We start from the raw sequence: 16,378 nt of genomic DNA on the forward strand, positions 1-16,378 counted from the left end.
GATGACGACCGGGACCGACCACAATATCGGCGAAGCCGTCGCCGCCCGCATCGAGCGGCGATGGGCGACTTTGTCGATCGTGATCGTCGGCGTGCTGGTGGGTATGGCGGCGTTCATCGGCATTCATCAGGCCACGATGCCGCAGGGCCATGTCGAGACCGCCGATCCCAAGACGCTGCATCTGTCCGGTGAATTCATCGAAAGCAATCTCGGCAGCGCCGTCGAGGCCGACGGCTCGGTGACGGTGCGCGCGATCGGGCAGCAATATTCATTCACCCCGCAATGCGTCGTGGTGCCCGCGGAAACGCCGGTGACATTGCGCGCCACCAGCGCCGATGTGGTTCACGGGCTGCTGATCGAGGGCACCAATATCAACACCATGCTGGTGCCGGGCTATGTCTCGGAGCTGCCGATACGCTTTAACGCGCCGGGCGAGCATGTCATGCCGTGCCAGGAATTTTGCGGCATCGGTCATCAGGGCATGTGGGGCAAGGTCAAGGTGGTCGACAAGACTACCTTTCTCAACATGATGGCGGCGCGACGGAGGCTGACCTGTGTTGATTAACAAGCGGCTGATATTGGCGCATTTCTGGCTCGCCTTTGCGGTGTTCGGTCTCGCGCTGATGCTGGGGGCCTGGCAGATGTTCGTCCGCAGCCCGCTCAACCCCTGGCACTTCAATCCGGAATTCTATTATCGCTCGGTCACCGCGCACGGCTCGGCGATGGGCTATGTGTTTCCGACCCTGATTGCGATGGGCTTCGGTTATGCCATTACCGAAGCAGCCCTCGAGAAGCCGCTGGTCGGAAGCCGCTGGGCATGGGCAGGCTTTCTGCTGGTCGCGGTCGGCGCGGTGGTGGCGATGATCCCGGTTTCGCTGGGGCTCGCGTCGGTGCTTTATACTTTCTATCCGCCGATGATCGGCAATCCCTTCTACTATATCGGCGTCGTCATGGTCGTGGTCGGCTCATGGATATGGGTCGCGCTGATGTCGATCAATCTCGCGATCTGGAAGCGCGAGAACCCGGACCGGCCGGTGCCGCTGGCGATGTTCGCCAATGTCGCCGGCTCCTATCTCTGGGGCTGGACGTCGGTGGGCGCCGCACTCGAGATCATTTTTTTGATCCTGCCGGTGGCGCTCGGGCTGAAGTCCACCATCGACGCCGGGCTGGCGCGCGTCTTCTTCTCCTGGACGCTGCACGCGATCGTCTATTTCTGGCTGATACCGACCTACATTGCCTATTACACGATCTTCCCGCGCGCGATCGGCGGGCGGCTTTACAGCGACGCCATGGCGCGGATCTCCTTTATCCTGTTTGTGGTCGTGGCGATGCCGATCGGCGTGCATCATCTGTTCGCCGACCCGGAAGTCGGCGCCGGATTCAAATTCATCCATTCGGTGTTCACGGGCCTGGTCGCGCTTCCGACCCTGCTGACGGTTTTCACCATCTGCGCGTCAGCCGAGATCGCCAGCCGTTTGCGCGGCGGCAACGGCGTATTCGGATGGGTGAGGGCGCTGCCCTGGCAAAACCCGATCATGCTGGCGACAGCGCTTTCGCTTGTCATGCTCGGGTTCGGGGGCGCCGGCGGGCTCATCAACATGAGCTATCAGCTCGATTCCAGCATCCACAATACGCAGTGGATCACCGGGCACTTTCATCTGATTTTCGGCGGCGCGATCGTGATCATGTATTTCGCGATCGCCTATGATTTGTGGCCGCATCTGACCGGCCGGGCACTGGAAACGTTTGGCCTGATGCGAACCCAGCTTTGGCTGTGGTTCATCGGCATGATCGTCACCACCTTCCCGTGGCACTATGTCGGCATCCTCGGCATGCCGCGTCGCATGGCGTTTTACGACTACACCGATCCGGCGATCTTGCCGCAGGCGTTTTCGGTTTCGATGTCCGCGGTCGGCGGACTGATCCTGCTGAGTTCAGGCATTTTGTTTCTTGTCATTCTGATCCGCGGCCAGATGGCGCCGCGCCGCGAGGAAGGCGCGTACCGGTTCAGCGTACCGGTCTACATGCCGGCGCGGCTCCCCGTCGCCCTCAACAGTTTTGGGCTTTGGCTCGCCTTGATGATCGGCCTCACGGTCGTGAATTACGGCTACCCGATCGCCCAGCTGATGGTGCTGAAGGAAACCAGCGTTCCGGCGGTCTATGTCGGAGCCAGCCGATGAGCGACCAGCCGCTTTTCTCGTTCCGCAATCCCTGGTTCGGCGCCAGCGTAGGTATTACGGGGGCCATCGTCGTGCTTGCGGCGCTCGCGGGTTTGATCTGGCTGCCGCTGGCGCAGCCAGACCTCAAGCTGAGCGGCGTGTGGGACGCGATTTGCAGTGCTGCCGGCGTGCCGCGCGCGGCGCCGCAGACTGCTTCGCAGCGGCCCGATTTCAAAACCTCCGGTGTCATCGTGACATCGGAGATGCTGACGCGGCCGGATCAGGTGTCGATCGGGCGGGGCGCGACCCTGGCGCAACGCTGCGCGATCTGTCACGGGCCGCAAGGCGTGAGTGATGCCAACTCGCCAAACCTCGCCGGCCAGTTTGCCGCCGTGACCTACAAGGAGCTGAACGATTTCAAGAGCGGTGCAAGGGTCAACGCAATCATGAGCCCGTTTGCGGCCAATATGAGCAACCAGGATATGCTGGATCTCGCGGCTTATTACGCCTTCCTGCCGCGCGTGCCGTCGAACCATCTGAACGCGGATCTCGCGACCCCTCAGATCGTGACGACCGGCGCGCCGATGCGGAATATCGCGCCCTGCGGTTCGTGCCACGGCGATATCGACAACAAGGCGGGCAGTCCGTGGCTCGGTGGCCAATCGGCCATCTACATCAAGGCGCAGCTGAAAGCCTTCGCCTCGGACATCAGGCGAAACGACATCAGCCAGCAGATGCGCAATGTCGCCCGGCAAATGACAGCGGAAGAAATCGACGAAGTCGCCAACTATTACGAAGCCCAGCCCTGACGGGCGGCGGCGCCTGTTCCCGTCTTAACCCGCCATTAACCATAACCGCCGCAGTGTGACCGTGGCATGAGCGCCTTTTGGGAGAAGGGCGCTTCAAATCGGCCGGGCGGGCGTTTCGCGGGGAGCGGGGCACCAACACATGACTGTCGACACTTCAAGCGCCACGGCAACGGCAGGGGCCGACCCTTCGCGTGCGCGGATTGCCGGTGCGATCCAGCAGGCCGCCAGCACCACCGGCACCAGCTTCCAATATCTTCTGACCACCGCGAAGATGGAATCCGACTTCAATCCGAAGGCGAGCGCGTCGACCTCGTCGGCGAGCGGGTTGTTTCAATTCATCCAGCAGACCTGGCTCGGCACCGTGAAGGAAGCGGGCTCGTTGCTCGGCTATGGCAAATACGCCGACGCCATCACCAAATCCTCATCCGGCGACTACTCGGTCAGCGACCCCAATGCGCGAACCGAGATCATGAAGCTGCGGGACGATCCCGTCGCCAGCTCGGCGATGGCAGGGGTTCTGACGCAGTCCAACAGTTTCAAGCTCACCGGCATGATCGGCCGCCGGCCGACCGACGGTGAACTCTATATGGCCCATTTCATGGGCGTCAGCGGTGCGGCAAAACTGATCTCAAATGCCGAAGATAATCCGCAGGCATCGGGCGCCGCGCTGTTTCCGAACGCCGCCGCTGCGAACCGCTCGATCTTCTATGACAGCACGGGGCGCGCGCGTTCCGTCTCTGACGTCTATTCGGTGCTGACGTCGCGTTACGCCAGCGCGGCCAATTCGTCGGCGACACGCAGCGCGATGGCATCGGTGGGCGATACGTCGACGAATACGGCCGTTGCGAGCGCGGTACCGGCCTCTGCTGCGATGGACAATGCCGCCTATCTGTCGAGCTTTCCAAGCGCCACATCAGCTACATCAGTCAAAACGGCGTCCGCTTCATCAACGACCAACACTTCGCAGCTCACTGGGACGAGCTTCCGCTCGCTGTTCCAGGTCGATGAACGGACCCAGCCGATCTCGCCCACGATCCAGAAATTATGGGGCGCTTCGTCGCTGGCCTCGGCCGCATCGGCGGGTTCATCGTCCACGACGCCAGCCAGCGTCGCCGCATCGCAGGCGCTCGATCTGTTCAGCGACCGCAGCGGCGCTTTCAGCAGCTAATTTCTCGCACGTATTTCAATGTCGCCGGACGGGCACGGTTGCTCGGTGCGAGATTGCGCGCGCAACGCGAATTCCCCGCCGCTCTCAGCACCCTTAACAAAACGTCAATAAAACCAGCCGCTTATGGTGAACGCTTTGTTAAGCGTCGTGGTTTATTTTGTCTGACAGTGGCACCGCGTCATGGTGTCGTCTCAAGTTGCGTAAGCCGGCAGGACCATGATCGTTCGGCAGTTCATCAGTTGGGTAAGGACCGCTCCGGCAGGCGAGCGGGCAGAGGCCACGCGAGCTCTGGCGCGGGCCTGGCTAATTTCGGATTTGACCGACGAGGATCGCGCCGCCGCCGAAGGCGCGCTTCTGATGTTGCTCGACGACACATCTCCGCTGGTGCGTCAGGCCATGGCCGAAGTGTTTGCGCGCAGCACCAATGCGCCCGCAGCCATCGTCCAGGCGCTGTCAGTCGACCAGCCGTCGGTGGCGCTTCCGGTACTCGAACATTCACCGCTTTTGATCGACGCCGACCTCGTCGACATCGTCGCGACAGGCAATTCCGAAACGCAATGCGCGATCGCGCGGCGGATCAATCTTCCGCCTTCGGTGTCGGCCGCGATCGCCGAAGTCGGCGCCGCCTCGGCCGCACTTGAGCTGATCGAAAATCCTCACGCCGAACTCGCATCGTTTTCCTGGGACCGCATTGTCGAGCGGCACGGTCATCTCGCCGCGATCCGGGAATCGATGCTGTTGATGGAAGATTTGCCCGCCGCAACACGCGCCGCGCTCGTGGCCAAACTTTCGGATACGCTGGCGCAATTCGTCGTCGGCCGGAACTGGCTGAGTGCCGACCGGGCGGAGCGGGTCGCGACCGAAGCGCGCGATCGCTCGACAGTGAACATCGCAGCCATGTCGCGCGGCGACGACATGGGCGGGCTGGTGCGGCATCTGCGCGCCACCGGCCAGCTCACGGCCGGATTGATCCTGCGTGCGCTGTTGTCGGGCAATATCGAGCTGTTCGATCACGCCTTGGCGGAACTGTCAGGCTTGCCGTTGGCGCGCGTCTCCTTGCTGCTCCATGATCGTGGCGGCGCTAGCCTGCAGGCCATACTGATACGCGCAGGCTTGCCGGAATCGACCTTCGCCGCGTTCCGCGTCGCGCTCGAAGCCAGCCATGAAGCGGGATTTGTCGACACCGTCGACGGCGCGGCAAGATTGCGGCGGCAGATGGTCGAACGCGTGCTGACGCATTGCGAAACCGATCGCCATGCCGCCGAGCCGCTGTTGATTCTGTTGCGGCGCTTCGCGACGGAGTCGGCGCGGGAAGAAGCGCGCATGTTCTGCGACGAGCTGGTTGCAGACGAAGCGATTGCGCCGATGCAATACGACCTGATCGCGGCGTAAGTAACCCTAGCGACCAACACTGCTCACACGTCGTCGCGCGGGGATTATGGCGCCCGCTTTCGCAAGCTACGACTGGACTGAGAAAGATCTTACCTTATTCCGCCGGCACGATGCTGGGGGACAAGATTGCTTCGAGGTGCTCGGGCCGATTGCGATTGACGCGGGTGAGATACTCGTCGGCAACGCGGCGCAACCGCCGGCTCAGTTCGTTGGCCGTGCTGATGGTGTCGAGCTTGGTGCGCTCGAGCACGATCGCCTGAATGGCGTTGATGTGATGCACGATCAGCTCGGCCGGAACCTTGTGGAGAAGCGGGGCGTGCTCGATGATCCGGCACAGGCTTTCGGCGGCCGCGGCGGCGGAAGGGTACCCGAACGTGGCGGCGTCGCCCTTGATGTCATGCGCGGCGCGAAAGAGTTCTTCGCTGGTCGCTTCGGTAAAACCGTCCTTGAGGATCGCTGCATACGCCGCGGCGAGCCGATCGGCTTCGATCGTCATCCAGTTTTTGAATTCGCCGGAGAGATCGGCCAAAGCCTTTTCCGCGCGCGCAACCGGATCGTCGAGATCGGTTTCGGCGACGCGTCGCAGCACCTTGCGCAGGGGATTGGGCTGCGTGATCACGTGATGGTCGGCAAAGGCCTTGATCTCGAGCGTCGCGCGCTTGTCTTTTGCCATGGTAGCCTCCTTGAGGCGCGTTGCTAGATGGGCGAGCGAGCCTTGTCGAGCAGTGAGGGCTGCTGCATCACTTCCATCTCGCCGCCGACACGGCGCTCGGGACCGATATAGGCGTTGGTGGTGTTGCGCCGGCGGTCCGGGCCGAAATAGGTCTTGGTCTTGATGAACGGGCGCGGATTGGCGACGACGTTCATGATGCGCTGATAGAGTCCCTTGGCCGAGATCGGTTTGGCCAGAAACTCGGTTACGCCGGCATCGCGCGCCACGGTGACGCGGCGCTTCTCGGAATGGCCGGTCAGCATGATGATCGGCGCGTAGGGGTTACCCTTGGACTCCGGCTGCCGGATCATCTGCGCCAGCTCAAGGCCGTCGAAAATCGGCATCGACCAGTCGGTGATGACGATGTCCGGGACGTAATGAGTGTACATTTCCAGCGCGGTCGCGCCGTCCTCGGATTCGTAAACCTCGCGCGCGCCGAACGAATGCAGCAGCGTGCGCAATATGCGGCGCATATGCGGATTGTCGTCGCACACGAGAAATCGCAGCTTGTTGAAATCAATGCGGAACATGGCGCGGCTCTAAGCGGGTACCGAACCGCTCGGTATACCCCGCGTTAACCATATCCCGCCCGCGTTAATGAATGGTTGCGATCGCGCTTTTTGCCGGCTTTCGCCAAAGGCGACACGCGCGCCGCCCCGCAATGAGTCTGCTTCAGCTCCGCTGAGCCACACTCATCGCTTTATATTGTGTTTGGGCATGATCTCGTCCGAAAACCGGTTTCCACTTTTCGGGACCACGCCCTAGTGGCCGAATTGCTCGCTCAGAATGCGCTCTTCCAGGCTGTGGCCGGGATCGAACAGCATCCGCATCGAAATGGTCTTGTCGGAAAGCACCTCGACCCGGCGGACATCGCGTACCTCGTCGTGATCGGCGACGGCCGCGACCGGGCGTTTCTCGTCCTCGAGCACTTCGATGACGACGAAGGCGGTGTCGGGGAGCAGGGCGCCGCGCCAGCGCCGGGGGCGGAACGCGCTGATCGGCGTCAGCGCCAACAGCGCAGCGTTGATCGGCAGGATCGGCCCCTGTGCGGAAAGATTGTAGGCGGTCGATCCCGCAGGGGTCGAGACCAGCACGCCATCGGCGATTAGCTCCGCCATGCGTTCGCGCTCGTCGATCAGGATCTTCAGGCGTGCCGCCTGATAGGTCTGGCGGAACAGCGCGACTTCGTTGATGGCGTGATGCAGATGCACCTTGTCGTGGACGTCGGTGGCGCGCATTAAAAGCGGATGGATCAAGGATTCCCGCGCTGCCGCCAGGCGCGTGTGCAGGTCGTGCGTGCCGTATTCGTTCATCAGAAATCCGACGGTGCCGCGATGCATGCCGTAGATCGGCTTGCCCGAATGCATATGCTGGTGCAGCGTCTGCAGCATCAGTCCGTCGCCGCCGAGCGCCACCACGACATCGGCACCGGCGGGATCGTTGTTGCCGTATATTTTTTCCAGTTGCGCGAGCGCCTGCTGGGCCTCTGTGCTGGCGCTCGCGACGAACGCGATCCGGTCATATCGCTTGGATGTGGTCATGGGATCGCGGGCTCATACTCGCGCGGATGGGAGAAGATGCGCAGGCGTCGTCTATACGACCTGGGCTGTCCTTGTCGAGATAGCCAACCGTTTCAGGGAATGTCACTGTTCGCACAATGTCTTTAAGATCAATGTTAACGCGGGCCATGAGCTTGCCAACGGCGCCGGGCTGTCGCAATTTTGAGCAGAACCCGGGCTAAAGACGGCTACACCGACTGGATCGGGGCCAAGGACTAAACAAGGACGAAACCCGGGGCAGGGAGAAGAACGGACATGGCCACAGCCTTCGTCACCCCGCGTCACGCCGGCCTTGTCCTTGCGCTGCTGACGGTCTCTTTTGTGATGGGCGCCCGTGCCCAGGATGCGCCGCAGCCGTCTGAACCATCACCGAGTGCGACGCCATCGGCCCCGAAGTCTGAGGCAAAAGGCGGCCGCGCCAGCACTCCGGCTTCGCCGGCTGCCGCCGAACAGCATCGCCTTCCGCCTGACTCCACCACCAAACAGACCGTGATTCTTCCCGGGCGCACGCTTGCCTTTTCGGCGACGGCCGGCTCGATCCGCCTGTTCAACCAGAAGGGCGAGCCGCAGGCCGATATCGCCTACACGGCCTATCAGCTCGACGGTGCCGATCCCGTCACGCGGCCGGTGACGTTCCTTTTCAATGGTGGGCCTGGCGCGGCATCGGCCTATCTGCAACTCGGCAATGTCGGACCTTGGCGGCTGCCGATCGCTGGAGACGCTGCGGTCTCTTCTGCGTCGCCCAATCTCGAGCCCAACGCCGATACCTGGCTCGACTTTACCGATCTCGTCTTCATCGATCCCGTCGGCACCGGCTATAGCCGTTTCGTCGCGACCGACGAAGACGTGCGCAAGCGGTTTTTCTCGACCGATGGTGACGTCAATTCGATCGCGGTGACGATCCGCCGCTGGCTGGAAAAGTCCGGCCGCTTGCTATCACCGAAATTCGTTGCCGGCGAAAGCTATGGCGGCATCCGCGGGCCGAAGGTGGTGCGCGAGCTGCAGGTCCAGCAGGGCGTCGGCGTGAAGGGTCTCATCCTGATGTCTCCCGTGCTCGACTTCCGCGAATTCACGGGCTCCAGCCTCCTGCAATATGTCGCCAGCCTACCCACCATGACGGCGGTGGCGCGCGAAGCAAAAGCCCCCGTCACCCGCGCCGACATGACCGATGTCGAAGCCTATGCGCGCGGCGATTTTCTGACCGATCTCATCAAGGGTCAGGCAGATAAAGACGCCACCACGCGTCTTGCCGACAAGGTGGCTGTCCTGACCGGGATAGATCAAACGGTAAGCCGAAGACTGGCCGGGCGCTTCGACATCGCCGAATTCCGCCGCGAGTTCGACCGGAAAGACGGCAAGGTGACGGGACGCTACGACGCGTCGGTGATGGGCTTCGATCCCGATCCGGACTCGAGCTTCTATCATTTCAACGATCCGTCCGGCGAACCCTTGGTCGCGCCCCTGACCAGTGCGGCGGTCGATCTCACCACGCGCAAGCTCAACTGGCGGCCGGACGGCTCCTACCAATTGCTCAGCGAGGCCGTGAATAAGGCCTGGAATTTCGGCCACGGCATCAATCCGGTGGAGTCGATTTCCCAGCTGCGGCAGATTCTCGCGCTCGACCCCAAACTGAAATTGTTGGTCGGGCACGGGCTGTTCGATCTCGCCACGCCGTATTTCGGTTCGCAAATCCTGCTCGATCAGCTACCGGCCTATGCTTCCCCGGAGCGCGTGAAGCTCGTGGTTTATCCCGGCGGACACATGTTCTATTCGCGTGACGCTTCGCGCCAGGCGTTTCGGACCGAGGTCGAGGCGCTGATGAAATGAAGCCGGCCGAAAATCCTTCGGCCGCAGAGCGCACATCGCAGACCCGTTAGCGGGCAGGGCGCGGCTTGTGTGGCGCGTATCTGCGATCGATCTCCGCAGCCACGGCTTTTTCCGGTTTCAGGTTGGAGCCGGCAAGCCAGATATCGGTGATGGTGCCCGCCTTGTTGCGCGTGCGGCGCGCGGGTTCGCCGTGGCTGCCATAGCCGCCCGCCAGCGATATCCGGCCGGCATCGCGGCCCGTGACCTCGATTTCGGAGGCGTCCATGAACGGATTGATGGCGTGCGGATTGGCGGCAATCACGAGATTTCCGATCGGCACCAGATCGACCGCCCCCCACTGACTCCACCACCGTCCGGTCCAATCGCGAACCCGCCGCTTGGGCGCGCCGCCTGTCGCGAAGGTGCGCGAGATGTGCATGGCGCCATCCAGCCAAAACCCGGCCCAGCCGTCGGTGGAATTGGTCAGGATGGTAATCGCCAGCTCGCGGGCGGGGATGACGCAGGTTCGCGAGATATAACCCTGGAATCCTCCGCTGTGGCCGAACCAGTCCCAGCCGCCGGTGTTGCCGCTCATGATCCCGAGCCCGTAATATCCTTCCAGACTTGCGTGCGGATTGCGCCAATGCTTCCGGGTCATCTCCCGGCGGCTGGTGGCGGAGAGCACACTGTGCTTCGCATTGGGCGCCAGTTGCGCGAAGAAGCGGGCTGTATCAGCCGCCGTGCTGACGAAGCCGCCGGCCGGCGTGATCGCATGGGCCGAATTGTCGCCGGGAATGACCGCGCGCCGGCCCAAAGGAAGCCGAGGGGTGTGGCCGCGCGCGAACGGAATGTCTTTGGCGATCGGCATGTTCGCCGTGGTCTCGCGCAGGCCTGCGGCGTCGATGATCTCGCGCTCGATCCAGTCGCGATAAGGCTCCCCGGTGATCGCTTCGATCGCAAGGCCGAGCAATCCAAATCCGTGGTTCGAATATTTGAGGCGGGAGCCGGGCTCGATCACCAGAGGCAGCTTAAGGTCCGCCATCAATTCCTCTTGGTTGAGGTAGGGGCGTCTGTCGGTGAATTGACCGGCGTCGGCGCCGTCGCGGGTGATGCCGGCGCTGTGCGAAAGAAGCTGCATGATCGTCGTTTCCGCGACTTGCGGATGCAGGCCCTTCACATATTGGCCGATGGGATCGTCCAGCCGCAATTTGCGCCACTCGCGGAGCTTCATGATTCCGGCCGCGGTAAAACTCTTGGAATGCGATGCGATCCGAAATCGGTGGCGCGGTGTCAGCTTTTCGCCGCTGTCGAGGTTGGCGTAGCCGAGCGCGTATTCGGTAACGACCTTGCCGCGATGCGCGATCGCGACGATGCAGCCGGGCTGTTGCGAGGCTCGCAATTGAAATTCGATCCAGCTAGCAATGTATTCTGCCGCGAATTGCAGCCAAGGCTCCATGTGCCCCACCAGATGTCAGGTCGCGATCGGATGTTTTGAAAATTTCAACGAGTATGTCGTGGAAATGCTAACCGACAAAACGAAACCGGCACAACCCCGAGGGCGGTGCCGGTTGTTCGACTGGGCCTGAACTAGTAAATCAGTAGACGAGGCCGGTACCAGGCGGTTTTTCCATCGCCTCAGCGAGCGAACGATATTCCTCGCTGTTGGTGCCGACCAGCGAAGCGATCTTGTTCAGATGATACTGCGCCTGTTCGCGGTTGCCCTGTTCGAGCTGCCACAGCCCGTAATACTGCCAGGTCTTGACGTGATCAGGATCGGCCTGGAGCGCGCGCTCGTACCAGACTTGCGAGAGCTTGTAGTCGCCCAGCTTGCGGTAGGAGTAGCCGATCAGATTGGCGACGGCGGCATTTTCGTCGTGGCCAAGCGCCTTCAGCTGATCGATCGCGGATGTGTAATCGTGACGATCATAGACGGTCGCGTAAGCCGTATGATAGCCCGCAACGAAACGGGGATCGTTGAGGCTGGAGCTCTTGTTGCTCTTCTTCTTTCCCTTCTTGGTATCCGATGCCGGCGGAGACGGATTTTCGTCGCCCGCGGCATAGGCGACTGATCTGATCACCGGCGCTGTAACCAGCGCCATTGAGACGGCAGCCAACATCAAAAGCTTGATCGCAGATTTGCGCATGCATCTCTCCCGATTTTCCAATGCGACGATCCTACACCGAAGCCTGTCGATGTGAACACCTGGCGCGAGCTGACATTCCCGTGCGCGGCGTCATAATTTGCGGACATCGTCGACGAGCATCCGGTCCGGAATATGACGAACCCTTCATGCAGATGAACGAAGTCCGTCGCCGCGCTTCAGAATGGGTTCAGCGCGGGGAAACTAGTGTTGCCTGCATGATCGACGAGCCCGGCCATCCGACCGGCCACCTCGTGATCCCAAGGGACCAGGAGACCACCATGTTTAAGACAATTTCGGCCGCGTTGCTCGCCGTTTCCGTTCTCGCCGCGCCTGCCATGGCGACCGGCGCTCTCAAGACCACCCACGCGCCCGCCGTCAAGACCGAGCAGATGAAGCGAAACGTGCTGAATGCCAACGCCAAAATGGGCCGGCATCATCACAGGCACTACAGCCATCACCACTTCCACAAGAAGATGGGTGCGCTCAAGACCCGCCACTTCTCGAAGGTCACGGTCAAGCACGTTACGCCCGCGATCAAGCGCGGCTGATATTGAGCCGCGGGCGCGGTTTGTTCCACATTGCCCCGCCGCTCCCTCGGTTATCAGGCACGGCCCGCACCATTGCTTCCCCAATGGCTGCGGGCCGGCGCCTTTTCAGTAGCCGAGAGGCGAATTCCATTTCGCCGGTGGACGGTCTAGGATTCGTCCAACAAACCACCAGAAGACGAGTTGCGCTTGGGGACATCTACAAAGTGCGCGGCGATCCTGCTGCTGTCTGTCGCGCTTGCGGCCTGTGCGGGCAGCGGCGATGGGGGCAGCATCAGCTATACCGACGATCGCGGCGTCGCCAACCAGCCATTCCCGGCCAATTACCATGCCGAATTGCTGGCGTTCATGAAGACCTACCTCAACAATCCCGTTGGTGTGCATGACGCCGTCATGGCCGAGCCGGTGCAACGTACCGTCGGCGGGCGGCTGCGCTATGTCAGTTGCCTGCGGTTTTCCCCGCGCGATACCGACGGCAGCTATCTCGAGGCCCGCGAGCGCGCCATCGTCTATGTCGATGGCCGGCTGGACCATATCGTCGAGAAGGCGGGCGAAATCTGCGCCGGCGCGGCCTATGCGCCGTTCCCGGAACTGGAAAAGCTGACGCGCTGACATTTGCGCATCCCGGCCGGTTTCGGCAGGCTTTTAATCACTTTTCAGCGAGGGTCTGAACCGGAACTTTAAACTGAAGACCTAGCACTTAGGTGCGAAGCGTCGCATTTAGCGGCGAAAAATGAAATCACGGGAACAAAACGGCTTTGTTGCAGCGCTGTCACAGTCGGGAACGATGGGCGCATGAGCATTGCCGCGAAGCAACCAAATTGAGGCCACGTTGTTTGATGAGGGTCACAACGACGATAACGGGGATCCACTTATGAAAAAACTTTTGCTCGGTACGGCCGCCTTGATCGCATTCGCGGCTCCGGCATTCGCGGCTGATCTGCCCGCGCGGACCTACACCAAGGCTCCTGCCTACACGGCGCCGGAAGCGGTCTATAACTGGACCGGCTTCTATATCGGCGGCAACATCGGCGGCGCGTTCGCTGGCAACAACAGCCTGCAGGGCAGTGACGGCCGGTTTATGGGCGGCGTCCAGGGCGGCTTTGATTATCAGTTTGCAACGAACTGGGTGATTGGTGCTGAAGCCCAGTACGATTGGCTCGCCGGCAACAGCGGTGCTGGCCTGACATTCCCGGCCGGCACGGTCGTGACCGGCAACACCGATCAGCTCGGTTCGGTCACCGGCCGGTTCGGTTACACCTGGGGTCCGGCGCTGCTGTACGCCAAGGGCGGTTATGCCTGGCGTGATAATCCCAACGTCGGTGTCAGCTTCGCCGGTACGCCGGTCGCGTTCACCACCGACGGCAGCCATCGGGATGGCTATACGGTGGGCGCCGGCCTCGAATACATGTTCGCTCCGAACTGGTCGGCCAAGGTCGAATACCAGTACTATAATTTCGGCAGCACCACCTTCACCGGCGGCCCCGCTGAAATCGTTGGGTCCAGATTCCGGGACGACGAGCATACCGTCAAGGCCGGCCTGAACTACCGCTTCGGCTGGGGTGGCCCGGTCGCTGCGCGGTACTGATCCGGATTTGCTTCACGACGAAAAAGGCCGGCTCCCGCCGGCCTTTTTTTGGCGTGATGGTGATCTTGGGGTGATGGTGATCGCGCGCGCGACCAATTATTTTTGGCCAAAAATAATTTTTGTCGTCGGCGAAACTTTTACGCGCGATCGACTATTGTGCCGTTGCCGGTTGGTGGACAATAAACATGCGTGCTTTTGCGATAGGGCTGATTTTTTCTGCGGTTGCCCTGCCGTGTTTTGCTCAAACCATCCTGAAATCAGAGCCGCTGTTCCTCGCGCCTTACGAGGTCGCCTTCGTGCAGGACGCTTCCTGTCCTTACGGCCAGGTCCTCAAGGTGACGGGCGCCATCAGGGGACTGCATCGCAGGAAAGCCTGCGTGACGCTCGCCGCCGAGCAGGCGTCGCTGGCGGTGGCAACGCCCTAAAGCATTTTCTGGCGAAGCAGGTAACGGTTCGCGCCAGGAAAAAACGCGTCAAACCAAGCCCTTTCCGGCGAAATCTCAGCTTTTTGTCATGCAGGCAGAGGCGGCGACCGAAGGGCGCCAGCGAAGAGCTCTGGCCGCACCTAGGAACGCAACTGAAATTCCAGCGGCGCGTCCCGCTCGGCTTCAGCCCGGTTTTCGACGGGATCTTCCTGCGGGTCCGGGCGGCAAGGCCTGATCTCGTAGTCATTGTCCAGCACCGGCCGTGGCGCCGGCTTTTCCTCTTCGGATACCGCGTCGACCACCAACCCGCTTTGCCGGGCGAGCTTCCAGACGTCCGCCTCGGTGGGATAGGTCTTGCTCAGCCTGGCCTCGTGGCAAAACAGCGCGTAGGGCATTCGATAGGCTCCACTCAACCACCCCAACGCGGGCGGCGGGATCAGGTTTCAGCTTGGCGCTGCCAAGCGGTTCACGGCCAAGTGAACGATTTGGTGAGCAATTTTAAGGCGCGGAGGGGGCGGACTTCTGGTCGGGAGTCCCTGAGTCGTAAACGAGTCCTGAATCCCGCCAAAAATAATCCCCGAGACTCCCGGGCTAGAATCGCCCGATGTTTTTGCCATGACGGGAACGATCCTTCAGACCTCCTGCGAACGCCTGCCCATCGTCCTGGCGGTGGCGCTGCTGGGGGCGTGTGTGGCCAATCTGGTGCTGGTATGCGCCTGGCTGTAGGCGGTTGACGCCGCGCCCAATCCACCCATCATGCCAAAAAGCAGCAGGGGCTGGGGGAGGCCGGAATGATCGAGGCGCTGAAACAGCGGGTCAATGCCGATGAAGCGCTGGTCAGGCGCGGACGCTATCTGACCACGACATTCCTGCTGGAAGTGGGCCAGACCGCCTGGCTGATCGCGATCTACGAGGGCTGGGTCGTATCGGTGACGTCAGGGCCGTTCGTCATGCCGTCGTCTTCATTTGCCCTGCGTGCGCCCGAAGACGAATGGGCAAAATTCTGGACCAGCCGGCCGCCACCGGGCTCCAATGATTTGATGGCGCTGATCAAGCGGCGTGTGCTCAGGGCCGAAGGCAATTTGCAGATCTTCATGGCCAACCTTCGCTATTTCAAGGAGGCGCTGGCCAAGCTGCGCCCAACGGGAGTTGCGGCATGAGCGCGCAATTCGAGCCGATCACCGGCCGCTATATGCATCTCGACCTGTTCGGCCGGCATCATCGCATCTATGTCGAGGAAGCAGGCAAGGGCACCCCGCTGCTTTGTCTGCACACCGCCGGCGCCGACGGGCGGCAATACCGCGCGCTGATGAACGACGAACGGGTCACCTCCCGCCATCGCGTCATCGCTTTCGACATGCCCTGGCATGGCAAGTCGTCGCCGCCGTCAGGCTGGCACAATGAGGAATATCAGCTCACCTCGGCGCAATACACGAGCATGATCCTCGAGATCATGGCCGCGCTCGAACTGGACCGGCCGATCCTGATCGGCTGCTCGATCGGTGGACGCATCGCGCTCCATCTGGCGCTGGAACATCCGGAAGCGTTCCGCGCCATCATTGGCCTGCAGGCCGGCGCGCATGTCGATCCCTATTACGACCTGAATTTCCTGCACCGTCCTGACGTTCATGGCGGCGAAGTTTCGGCCGCCATCGTCTCCGGATTGGTCGGGCCTGACGCGCCCGACGACGCGCGCTGGGAGACGCTGTGGCATTACATGCAGGGCGGGCCAGGCGTCTTCAAAGGCGATCTGTATTTCTACAAGCTTGACGGCGACATCAGGAGCCGCGTCGAGCAGATCGACTCCCGCCGCTGTCCGCTGTTTCTGCTGTCAGGCGAATACGATTATTCCTGCACGCCGGAAGAAACCCTCGCTGTCGCCAAAAGCATTCCCGGCAGCGAGGTAACCATCATGAAAGGCCTCGGCCATTTTCCGATGAGCGAGAACCCGGGCGAGTTTCTGAAACATTTGCTGCCGGTGCTGGCGAAGATCGCAGGATAGCTCGGTGCTTCGGGCTTCAACGTCTTATCGCCCATGGTCTGCGTGCAAACGCTGGGCTTGCCGCGAGGG

General features: G+C 61.8%; 18 protein-coding genes. 12 read left to right on the forward strand and 6 right to left on the reverse strand.

Annotated features, from left to right (window positions below; all coding sequences use genetic code 11):
• Position 1: 1 nt before the first annotated feature.
• The 5 genes from BLV09_RS02475 (at position 2) to BLV09_RS02495 (ending at position 5,528) form a co-directional block, all read left to right on the forward strand.
• A complete protein-coding gene (locus tag BLV09_RS02475) occupies positions 2-565 on the forward strand; it encodes a cytochrome C oxidase subunit II (protein WP_100382562.1) in 564 nt (187 codons plus the stop codon).
• Complete coding sequence (locus BLV09_RS02480; protein ID WP_146686203.1) at positions 555-2,180, forward strand: b(o/a)3-type cytochrome-c oxidase subunit 1; 1,626 nt, start codon at positions 555-557, stop codon at positions 2,178-2,180. Before BLV09_RS02475 ends, BLV09_RS02480 begins: the two co-directional genes overlap by 11 nt.
• Positions 2,177-2,968 carry a c-type cytochrome gene (locus tag BLV09_RS02485; RefSeq protein ID WP_146686204.1) on the forward strand — a complete coding sequence of 264 codons (792 nt, stop codon included), beginning with the start codon at positions 2,177-2,179 and terminating at the stop codon, positions 2,966-2,968. Before BLV09_RS02480 ends, BLV09_RS02485 begins: the two co-directional genes overlap by 4 nt.
• A 139-nt stretch (positions 2,969-3,107) precedes the next feature.
• Positions 3,108-4,136, forward strand: coding sequence for a transglycosylase SLT domain-containing protein (locus BLV09_RS02490; protein WP_146686205.1), 1,029 nt, complete (start codon positions 3,108-3,110; stop codon positions 4,134-4,136).
• Between the two features lie 216 nt (positions 4,137-4,352).
• Positions 4,353-5,528 (forward strand): DUF2336 domain-containing protein, encoded by a 1,176-nt coding sequence (locus BLV09_RS02495; RefSeq protein ID WP_146686206.1) that lies wholly within the window; start codon positions 4,353-4,355, stop codon positions 5,526-5,528.
• 94 nt (positions 5,529-5,622) lie between these two features.
• On the opposite strand, the gene BLV09_RS02500 is transcribed toward BLV09_RS02495, so the two are convergent.
• The 3 genes from BLV09_RS02500 to BLV09_RS02510 all read right to left on the reverse strand — a co-directional run bounded on the left by BLV09_RS02500 (position 5,623) and on the right by BLV09_RS02510 (position 7,781).
• Positions 5,623-6,201, reverse strand: a complete 579-nt coding sequence (locus BLV09_RS02500) for an Hpt domain-containing protein (protein WP_100382557.1) — start codon at positions 6,199-6,201, stop codon at positions 5,623-5,625.
• 23 nt (positions 6,202-6,224) lie between these two features.
• On the reverse strand, positions 6,225-6,770 hold the full coding sequence (locus tag BLV09_RS02505) for a response regulator (protein ID WP_100382556.1): 546 nt from the start codon (positions 6,768-6,770) through the stop codon (positions 6,225-6,227).
• A 231-nt stretch (positions 6,771-7,001) separates the two neighbouring features.
• On the reverse strand, positions 7,002-7,781 hold the full coding sequence (locus tag BLV09_RS02510) for an NAD kinase (RefSeq protein ID WP_146686207.1): 780 nt from the start codon (positions 7,779-7,781) through the stop codon (positions 7,002-7,004).
• Positions 7,782-8,054: 273 nt separating this feature from the next.
• Between BLV09_RS02510 and BLV09_RS02515 the strand changes: the two genes are divergently transcribed.
• The gene (locus BLV09_RS02515; RefSeq protein ID WP_146686208.1) at positions 8,055-9,626 is read left to right on the forward strand and encodes a S10 family peptidase; all 1,572 of its coding nucleotides are present in this window, start codon (positions 8,055-8,057) and stop codon (positions 9,624-9,626) included.
• A 46-nt stretch (positions 9,627-9,672) separates the two neighbouring features.
• On the opposite strand, the gene BLV09_RS02520 is transcribed toward BLV09_RS02515, so the two are convergent.
• Positions 9,673-11,061: a serine hydrolase domain-containing protein gene (locus tag BLV09_RS02520; protein WP_146686209.1), complete on the reverse strand. Its 1,389-nt coding sequence runs from the start codon at positions 11,059-11,061 to the stop codon at positions 9,673-9,675.
• A 139-nt stretch (positions 11,062-11,200) separates the two neighbouring features.
• Positions 11,201-11,749: a tetratricopeptide repeat protein gene (locus tag BLV09_RS02525; RefSeq protein WP_100382552.1), complete on the reverse strand. Its 549-nt coding sequence runs from the start codon at positions 11,747-11,749 to the stop codon at positions 11,201-11,203.
• A 278-nt stretch (positions 11,750-12,027) separates the two neighbouring features.
• Here BLV09_RS02525 and BLV09_RS02530 point away from each other — a divergent pair, with 278 nt between their 5' ends.
• The 4 genes from BLV09_RS02530 (at position 12,028) to BLV09_RS02545 (ending at position 14,307) form a co-directional block, all read left to right on the forward strand.
• Entirely contained in the window at positions 12,028-12,297 is a 270-nt protein-coding gene (locus BLV09_RS02530; RefSeq protein WP_174556518.1) for a His-rich protein BRANT, read from the forward strand.
• A gap of 186 nt (positions 12,298-12,483) precedes the next feature.
• Positions 12,484-12,906: a hypothetical protein gene (locus tag BLV09_RS02535; RefSeq protein ID WP_100382551.1), complete on the forward strand. Its 423-nt coding sequence runs from the start codon at positions 12,484-12,486 to the stop codon at positions 12,904-12,906.
• A gap of 262 nt (positions 12,907-13,168) precedes the next feature.
• On the forward strand, positions 13,169-13,882 hold the full coding sequence (locus BLV09_RS02540; RefSeq protein ID WP_100386946.1) for an outer membrane protein: 714 nt from the start codon (positions 13,169-13,171) through the stop codon (positions 13,880-13,882).
• A 185-nt stretch (positions 13,883-14,067) separates the two neighbouring features.
• Complete coding sequence (locus tag BLV09_RS02545; RefSeq protein WP_146686211.1) at positions 14,068-14,307, forward strand: DUF6719 family protein; 240 nt, start codon at positions 14,068-14,070, stop codon at positions 14,305-14,307.
• 140 nt (positions 14,308-14,447) lie between these two features.
• Here BLV09_RS02545 and BLV09_RS02550 read toward each other — a convergent pair whose 3' ends face one another.
• Positions 14,448-14,702, reverse strand: a complete 255-nt coding sequence (locus tag BLV09_RS02550) for a hypothetical protein (protein ID WP_146686212.1) — start codon at positions 14,700-14,702, stop codon at positions 14,448-14,450.
• A gap of 396 nt (positions 14,703-15,098) precedes the next feature.
• Here BLV09_RS02550 and BLV09_RS02555 point away from each other — a divergent pair, with 396 nt between their 5' ends.
• Both BLV09_RS02555 and BLV09_RS02560 read left to right on the forward strand, forming a co-directional pair.
• A complete protein-coding gene (locus BLV09_RS02555) occupies positions 15,099-15,467 on the forward strand; it encodes a hypothetical protein (protein WP_100382548.1) in 369 nt (122 codons plus the stop codon).
• Complete coding sequence (locus tag BLV09_RS02560; RefSeq protein WP_146686213.1) at positions 15,464-16,309, forward strand: alpha/beta fold hydrolase; 846 nt, start codon at positions 15,464-15,466, stop codon at positions 16,307-16,309. The genes BLV09_RS02555 and BLV09_RS02560 overlap by 4 nt, the downstream gene beginning before the upstream one ends.
• Positions 16,310-16,378: the final 69 nt, after the last annotated feature.

This window comes from Bradyrhizobium canariense (assembly GCF_900105125.1).
Lineage (GTDB): Bacteria > Pseudomonadota > Alphaproteobacteria > Rhizobiales > Xanthobacteraceae > Bradyrhizobium > Bradyrhizobium canariense_A.

Bases quoted from the DNA above. Each gene is read 5' to 3' on its own strand.
- BLV09_RS02500 (WP_100382557.1), bottom strand. From the start codon at position 6,201: ATGGCAAAAGACAAGCGCGCGACGCTCGAGATCAAGGCCTTTGCCGAC.
- BLV09_RS02525 (WP_100382552.1), bottom strand. From the start codon at position 11,749: ATGCGCAAATCTGCGATCAAGCTTTTGATGTTGGCTGCCGTCTCAATG.
- BLV09_RS02540 (WP_100386946.1), top strand. From the start codon at position 13,169: ATGAAAAAACTTTTGCTCGGTACGGCCGCCTTGATCGCATTCGCGGCT.
- BLV09_RS02475 (WP_100382562.1), top strand. From the start codon at position 2: ATGACGACCGGGACCGACCACAATATCGGCGAAGCCGTCGCCGCCCGC.
- BLV09_RS02555 (WP_100382548.1), top strand. From the start codon at position 15,099: ATGATCGAGGCGCTGAAACAGCGGGTCAATGCCGATGAAGCGCTGGTC.
- BLV09_RS02545 (WP_146686211.1), top strand. From the start codon at position 14,068: ATGCGTGCTTTTGCGATAGGGCTGATTTTTTCTGCGGTTGCCCTGCCG.
- BLV09_RS02520 (WP_146686209.1), bottom strand. From the start codon at position 11,061: ATGGAGCCTTGGCTGCAATTCGCGGCAGAATACATTGCTAGCTGGATC.
- BLV09_RS02495 (WP_146686206.1), top strand. From the start codon at position 4,353: ATGATCGTTCGGCAGTTCATCAGTTGGGTAAGGACCGCTCCGGCAGGC.
- BLV09_RS02505 (WP_100382556.1), bottom strand. From the start codon at position 6,770: ATGTTCCGCATTGATTTCAACAAGCTGCGATTTCTCGTGTGCGACGAC.
- BLV09_RS02550 (WP_146686212.1), bottom strand. From the start codon at position 14,702: ATGCCCTACGCGCTGTTTTGCCACGAGGCCAGGCTGAGCAAGACCTAT.
- BLV09_RS02485 (WP_146686204.1), top strand. From the start codon at position 2,177: ATGAGCGACCAGCCGCTTTTCTCGTTCCGCAATCCCTGGTTCGGCGCC.
- BLV09_RS02560 (WP_146686213.1), top strand. From the start codon at position 15,464: ATGAGCGCGCAATTCGAGCCGATCACCGGCCGCTATATGCATCTCGAC.
- BLV09_RS02530 (WP_174556518.1), top strand. From the start codon at position 12,028: ATGTTTAAGACAATTTCGGCCGCGTTGCTCGCCGTTTCCGTTCTCGCC.
- BLV09_RS02515 (WP_146686208.1), top strand. From the start codon at position 8,055: ATGGCCACAGCCTTCGTCACCCCGCGTCACGCCGGCCTTGTCCTTGCG.
- BLV09_RS02510 (WP_146686207.1), bottom strand. From the start codon at position 7,781: ATGACCACATCCAAGCGATATGACCGGATCGCGTTCGTCGCGAGCGCC.
- BLV09_RS02490 (WP_146686205.1), top strand. From the start codon at position 3,108: ATGACTGTCGACACTTCAAGCGCCACGGCAACGGCAGGGGCCGACCCT.